This is a genomic window from Rhodococcus sp. NPDC057014, assembly GCF_042673295.1.
Classification (GTDB): Bacteria; Actinomycetota; Actinomycetes; order Mycobacteriales; family Mycobacteriaceae; genus Rhodococcus_F.
Genome location: NZ_JBHUSF010000414.1, coordinates 1 through 6,454 on the forward strand (window position 1 = coordinate 1; position 6,454 = coordinate 6,454).

Below are 6,454 nucleotides of genomic sequence, written 5' to 3' on the forward strand. Positions count from 1 at the left end.
GCTACGAGCGCCACGGCGAACACTTCGCCGGTTTCCTCCACCTCGCCGCCGCACTCACCTGCTTCAAGAAACTCCCCACATGAGACACCCTCTAAATATGGCAAGGAAGGCGTCGAAGTCGCCAGCCGTGTCCTGGATCGAGGCAAGACCTGCTCTGGCTGCCGCCGGCATGCCTATCGAGGGCACTCCAGCGATCGCGATCCCAGACGAGACTAGATCGGGATAGGCTGCAGCAAAGCGCATTCCGACGGCGTTTCCGATCGAATGTCCGACCACTACGAGACGATCAATGCCGAGTTCGGAGACGATTGCGTGAATGTCGTTGACGATCCGCTCGAAGGTCATATCAGTGTCGGCCATCGCTGATCTCCCGTGGCCGCGCATGTCGATGGCGATGTGCCGGCGATCCGACATTAGCCCTATCGCCGACTTGTAAAGAGTTGCGTTGAAAGAAAAGCCGTGAAGCCACACCATTGGAAGCTGGGGCGCGGTTCCAACGGTGGGGGCGTAATCATCGAAGTGCAGGTCATCGCCCTGGATATTGATCATGGTCATGTGGCGATCACTTTCGGGGGTGGAGGATCGTAATGTGTTTGGGCGAGCAGGAATGCGCAGATCAGCCGATCAGAGACGCGTGGAGCGGCTCAACTTGAAATTGCTGTGTGGGAAGAGTGAACAGCACGCCATGGCAGTGCCGTCTGACATGACCAGGACGCTGTCGATGTCTCGTCCATCGCATACGTTGTCATGAATAGTTGGGACGAAGTCGGCAAGTTGTGCAGAACTCGATCAGCGCGGTGAGCTCGGATGCCGATCCCAACGACGATCGAGAATGGAGGGCTGAGCGACCACTGATGCGCTTGTCGTCGGTGAGCTCGCCGGCGTACCTTCGTCCGAGGTCACAGCGAGACAGGGTGAGGTCGTCTCCTCGGCCGGTATTGGAACGTGCACCCCAAAGGGGCACACGACTCAGATGTCACACCGAGTAGGCCCGAGACAACGAGCCTGCCAGCGAGCCACGGGCCGACCACCGCAGACACTTACCGATGGTTCACCTCCACACTGCCGCTGGCATCGAGGTCGTCGGGCTCGTCGATATACTCAAAGAAAACTAACGTCCGACCGGGAGCCATCACATAGTCGAGGAACAGTGTCAGCGGTGTCGCGAGTATTCTGAAAAGTGTTGTGATCATGACTGTTCCTTGATCTCCGGATGATGCGGCTCGACGAGAGCGGTGGCAACTGCGAGAAATTGTCGAGTGCGAAAAGACTCGCCCCCGAAGGGGCGGTAGCCGACCCGTCGCCGCGAAACATCACTGCCGCAGCGATATTGGATTGCATGAGATACGTGGAGCGAACGGATCGCACATGCAGAAAGAAGAGCACGGGCACGCCGACCGCTAGTTCCGCGTCGACCCCCACTCGTGGCGATCCGGCAACGGATGGGGGCAGATGCGCGTGGATTCCTCAATCCAGCAGCCGTGGCTGTACCTCGCTTATCTCATTGGCAACTCCAGCCTCCGTCCGCTACGAACTCCGAACCAGTGGAGTAACTCGACTCGTCGGAGGCGAGATATAAGACGAGCGCAGCGATCTCCGGAGGCTCACCAACCCGGCCGAGGGCGAGCTGTTTCGCGGCGGCTTTGACTTCCTCCTGCATTGGATTGGTGCGCAGCATGTCGGTGTTCACTATGCCCGGGTGCACGGAGTTCACCCGAATTCCTTCCGGGCCCAACTCGATCGCGGCTGTCTTGGTGAACCCTCGCATCGCAAATTTGGACGAAACGTATCCGGCCAAACCGGGGAATCCGACGAGGCCGCCGGCGGAGGAGATGTTGACGATCGACCCGCCGCCGGCCTTGCGCATCGAATCCAGTACAGCCTTTGTTCCGAGGAAAACCGACACCTGATTGATTTCGATTACCCGGCGGTAGTCCTCCGGCGAAGTGTCGGCGATCATGGCGACTGGTCCGACGCCGGCACAGTTGACCAGGATGGAAACTGGGCCGGCGGTCTCGGCCGCGGCAACGACCGTTTGCCACTGGGTGTACTCGGTGACGTCATGGGGAACGAACCGTGCGTTGTCCCCGAGACTGGTCGCAGCCGAATTTCCTGTGTCGGTGTTGATGTCTGTGAGGTAGACGATTGCGCCCTCGGCGATCAAGGTCTCGCTGATTGCGCGGCCCAAACCCCCGCCTCCGCCCGTCACGATCGCGACCTTGCCCGCTACTCTTCCGGTCATCGTGTAACCGCCGACTGCGACGATTTCTGGGGTGTGGTCATCATTTGACTCCTTAGTTCGGGGTATCCATGAGTGGTGACGTTACTTCCGGCATGTGTGTGCAGGTTCGAGTCTGGGTAGGTCCGATGTATCGGCGTGACTGCTTCCATTCGATGGAGTTCCTTCAAGTCGCTGAGGTCCCAAGCTGGTCCGGAGGCCACGGCGTGATGGAAGAATCAGCGTGACAGGGCAATCCGGGCTGATCGCCGTGCGCCTGCGCCCCATCGGGGTGGCGTCTATCACATAGAACTCTTTCTACTCGATATTGACTGGTAGGTCAACCGTTTCCTGCTTTTAGGCGAGGGTGTTGAAGAACCGACAGCACGTGAGGCCCGGACAGCCGACTTCGCGCAGGCAGGCTCCTCGCTACCGGGCACTTTCGTGACCGCCGATGGGCAGCTTTCCGCCGACAATGTGCACCTTCAACGAAGCTGCACCGGTCGAAGGGGCCAGTTCCACCGCGGTGCTCGACGGTGATCTCAGTGGGTGATCAACGGAGCACAGTAGTCAGCGGCGCAAACTGGCTGGGACTTGAGGGGCGCAGACATTCTCAGGTTGTGTGCCGCCCCGATCCCGATCCCGGTCCCCGGACGGGACGGCCGCCGACCGGTTCCTTTCCGTCCCTCTCGTGCCGAAACCCGAATGCGGCTGTGTCGCTGACGAAAGCGTTGAGACGATGGGCCATCGCGGCATCTCACTCGGCGCTTCCACTTCGAGGATGTGCGGTTGCATGCGGGAACATGCTCGGCGAGGTAGGCGGCGGCAAGGCGGGGGTCGAAGCAGGTACTGCGGGAACCGGTGCCCGCCTCGGAATCTGGCGCGGGAATCATGCTAAGGCGCGGATTTGCGCGACAGGGGCCGCGAGTTGAGAGGTTCGTTGGACCCGTTGCCTTCCCTCATCCAACCTGGCCGCCTGGCCAGGCTTAACTGGGCTGGTGGTCCTGAACGTCCAGGGTGTGGTGTCCAGCAGTCGGGTGAGGCGACCGGCGCGCAAGGATAGGGCGAGGTGTGTCAGTTATCCGCTGACCTGATGTGTCGTCACCGTTGGCGGGCGATCTCGCGGCCGATGATCTCTTTCATTATTTCGGTCGTACCGCCGTAGATCGTCTGAATGCGGCTGTCAACGTATGCGCGCGCGATGGGGTACTCCATCATGTAGCCATATCCACCGTGTAACTGAACGCATCGATTGACAACACGTTGTTGTAGCTCCGTTGTCCACCACTTGGCCTGGGCCGCTTCGGCAGCAGTGAGCTCGCCCTGGTTGAGAGCAAGTACCGCGTTGTCGATGTAATTCTGAGTAACGTTGATTTCGGTGAGCATCTCAGCGAGAGCGAAGCGGGTGTTCTGGAAATCGCCGATCGGCTGCCCGAATGCCTTGCGCTCGAACACGTACGATACGGTCCATTCGTATGCTGCCCGAGCGCTGGCAATAGCGCTTACCGCGATAGACAGACGCTCGCGCGGCAGGCGCTCCATGAGGTGCATGAGACCGCGGCCTTCGGTTCCGAGCAGATTCGTTTCCGGTAGCCGAACGTTCAGGAACGACAATTCCGCGGTGTCCTGCGCCGCAAACCCAACCTTCTCGAGGGTGCGACCACGAGTGAATCCCTCCGTGCCGCGCTCGACGACGAACAAGCTGAGCGCCTGCGACCCGGCCTCGGGCTCCGTCCGGGCCGCCACGATCACAAGGTCCGCATGGATGCCACTAGTGATGAACGTTTTCTGCCCATTGAGAATCCACTCGTCGCCGTCTCGGACTGCGGTGGTTTTGATGCCCTGAAGGTCACTTCCGGTGCCAGGTTCGGTCATTGCGATTGCACAGATCAATTCACCGGTGGCCATCCCGGGAAGCCATCGCTGCTTCTGCTCAGCGGTGCCGAGATCCGAGATGTATGGGATCGTGACGTCGTCCTGAAGCCCGAGGCCGAGGCCGAACGAGGTCGTCGAGGTCCGGGCAATCTCTTCGGCGACAACGTAGCGGTAGCGGTAGTCGGACTCGCCGGGGCCACCGTACTCCGTGGGCACGGCGAGTCCGATGATGCCGGACTTTCCGGCGGCCAGCCATGCGGCACGGTCGACCAGGTGCTTTGTCTCCCACTCGCCGTAATATGGGACGACCTCGCGCATGAGGTATTCCCGAACGGTGTCGCGATAGGCTTCGTGGTCGTCTTCAAAGATTCTGCGATGCATAATAATTACTCCATGTCAGGCGGGGACGCCGTCCAGCATCCCGCCGAGCCGTTGGGTGATCAGGTCTTCGGCCTCGGCGGTGATGCGCTGGATCAACTCCGCGACAGTCGGGATGTCATCGATGAGTCCTTGCGAGGTGCCGACGGTCCAAATCCCTGCTTCAGGGTCGCCGACTTCGTATACGGTCCGTCCGCGCGTGCCGGCAACGAGCTCGCGCACGTCTTCGAACTGTCCTCCGCGGGAGAGGATATCAACGACCTTCCGGCTTACCGTGTTGCTCGCTACACGTGCGGTGTTGCGCAAGGGGCGGAAGATCAGCTCGGTCTGGGTTTCGTCGGCCGCGACGATGGCTTCCTTGATGTTCTGGTGAATCGGCGACTCGACGGTGCACATGAACCGGGTGCCCATGTTGATGCCGTCGGCGCCGAGTGCGAGTGCGGCGACCAGACCGCGGGCGTCGGCGAAGCCGCCGGAGGCGATCATCGGGATGGTGATTTGCCGGGCGGCGGCCGGGATGAGGACGAGGCCGGCGATGTCGTCCTCCCCGGGGTGGCCGGCGCACTCGAATCCGTCGATGCTGATGCCGTCGACTCCGAGTGCCTGCGCCTTGACGGCGTGGCGAACGGTTGTGCATTTATGGAGAACCTTGATGCCGGCGTTATGGAACATCGGCAGATGCGGCCCCGGATTGGCGCCGGCGGTCTCGACGATCTTCACCCCCGATTCGACGACCACCTGACGGTATTCGTCGTAGGGCGGCGGGTTGATAGAAGGCAGAATCGTCAGGTTCACTCCGAACGGCTGATCCGTCAACTCCCGGCATCTGGCGATCTCGCGGGCGAGATCATCCGGTGTGGGCTGGGTGAGTGCGGTGATGAAGCCGAGTGCACCGGCATTGGCGACGGCGGCGACCAATTCAGCCCGTCCGACCCATTGCATCCCACCTTGCACGATGGGGTGGCGAACTCCGAAAGTCTCGGTGAATGCGGTGGCGATCATTATTGTGTCTCCTTTCGCGTCGCACGAGTCGCAGGTCAGATGCGTTCGATGATGGTGGCGTTGGCCATGCCCGCGCCCTCGCACATGGTCTGCAGGCCGTAGCGTCCGCCGGTGGCCTCGAGGTTGTTGACCAGGGTGCTCAGCAGGCGGGTGCCCGACGATCCGAGCGCGTGCCCGAGCGCGATGGCGCCGCCCCACGGGTTGAGCTTGGCCGGGTCGGCCCCGAACTCGTGCGCCCACGCCAGCGGCACCGGCGCGAACGCCTCGTTGACCTCGTAGGCGTCGATGTCGTCGATGCTCAGCCCCGACTTGGCGAGGATCTTCTTCGTCGCCGGGATCGGCGCGGTGAGCATGAAGACCGGGTCGTCACCGGCGACGGCGAACGAGTGGAACCGTGCCCGCGGGGTCAGACCCAGCTTCGACGCCATCTCCTCGCTCATGATCAGCGCGGCGGATGCACCGTCGGTCAGCGGCGACGAGTTTCCCGGGGTGATGTGCCACTGCGCCTCGGGGAACCGGGCCGCGTACTTCTCCGAGTAGAACGACGACTTCAGCCCGGACAGTCCCTCGGCGGTAGTCGTGGCGCGCACCGTCTCGTCGACGGTGTGCGTCACCGTCTCACCGGCGGCGTTGGTCACGTCGATCGGGATGATCTCCTTGGCGAACAACCCCTTCGACGCGGCGTCGGCGGCGCGCTGGTGCGACTGCGCGGAGAACGTGTCGAGGGTGTCGCGGTCGAACTTCCACTTGGCGGCGATCAGTTCCGCGGAAATACCCTGGTTGACAAGGCCTTCGGGGTAGCGGGCGGCGATGCCCGGACCGGACGCGTCCTGCCCGATGGTGGTCGTACCCATCGGAACACGCGACATCGACTCGACACCCGCGGCGATCACGATGTCGTAGGCGCCGGCGATCACGCCCTGCGCCGCGAAGTGCGCCGCCTGCTGGCTGGAGCCGCACTGGCGGTCGACGGTGGTCGCC

The 6,454-nt window shown here is 62.2% G+C and carries 6 protein-coding genes; all 6 read right to left on the reverse strand.

Annotated elements, in window-relative coordinates:
• Positions 1-63: 63 nt before the first annotated feature.
• Entirely contained in the window at positions 64-555 is a 492-nt protein-coding gene (locus ACFTZB_RS41285) for an alpha/beta fold hydrolase (protein ID WP_378441072.1), read from the reverse strand.
• A 485-nt stretch (positions 556-1,040) separates the two neighbouring features.
• Positions 1,041-1,193, reverse strand: coding sequence for a hypothetical protein (locus tag ACFTZB_RS41290; protein ID WP_378441074.1), 153 nt, complete (start codon positions 1,191-1,193; stop codon positions 1,041-1,043).
• A 308-nt stretch (positions 1,194-1,501) separates the two neighbouring features.
• Positions 1,502-2,242, reverse strand: coding sequence for a glucose 1-dehydrogenase (locus tag ACFTZB_RS41295; protein WP_378441076.1), 741 nt, complete (start codon positions 2,240-2,242; stop codon positions 1,502-1,504).
• 1,077 nt (positions 2,243-3,319) lie between these two features.
• Positions 3,320-4,474, reverse strand: coding sequence for an acyl-CoA dehydrogenase family protein (locus tag ACFTZB_RS41300; RefSeq protein WP_378441078.1), 1,155 nt, complete (start codon positions 4,472-4,474; stop codon positions 3,320-3,322).
• A 15-nt stretch (positions 4,475-4,489) separates the two neighbouring features.
• Positions 4,490-5,473, reverse strand: coding sequence for an NAD(P)H-dependent flavin oxidoreductase (locus ACFTZB_RS41305; protein ID WP_378441080.1), 984 nt, complete (start codon positions 5,471-5,473; stop codon positions 4,490-4,492).
• Positions 5,474-5,508: 35 nt separating this feature from the next.
• Positions 5,509-6,454 (reverse strand): thiolase family protein (locus ACFTZB_RS41310; protein ID WP_378441082.1); only part of this gene is annotated, 946 nt, incomplete at its 5' end.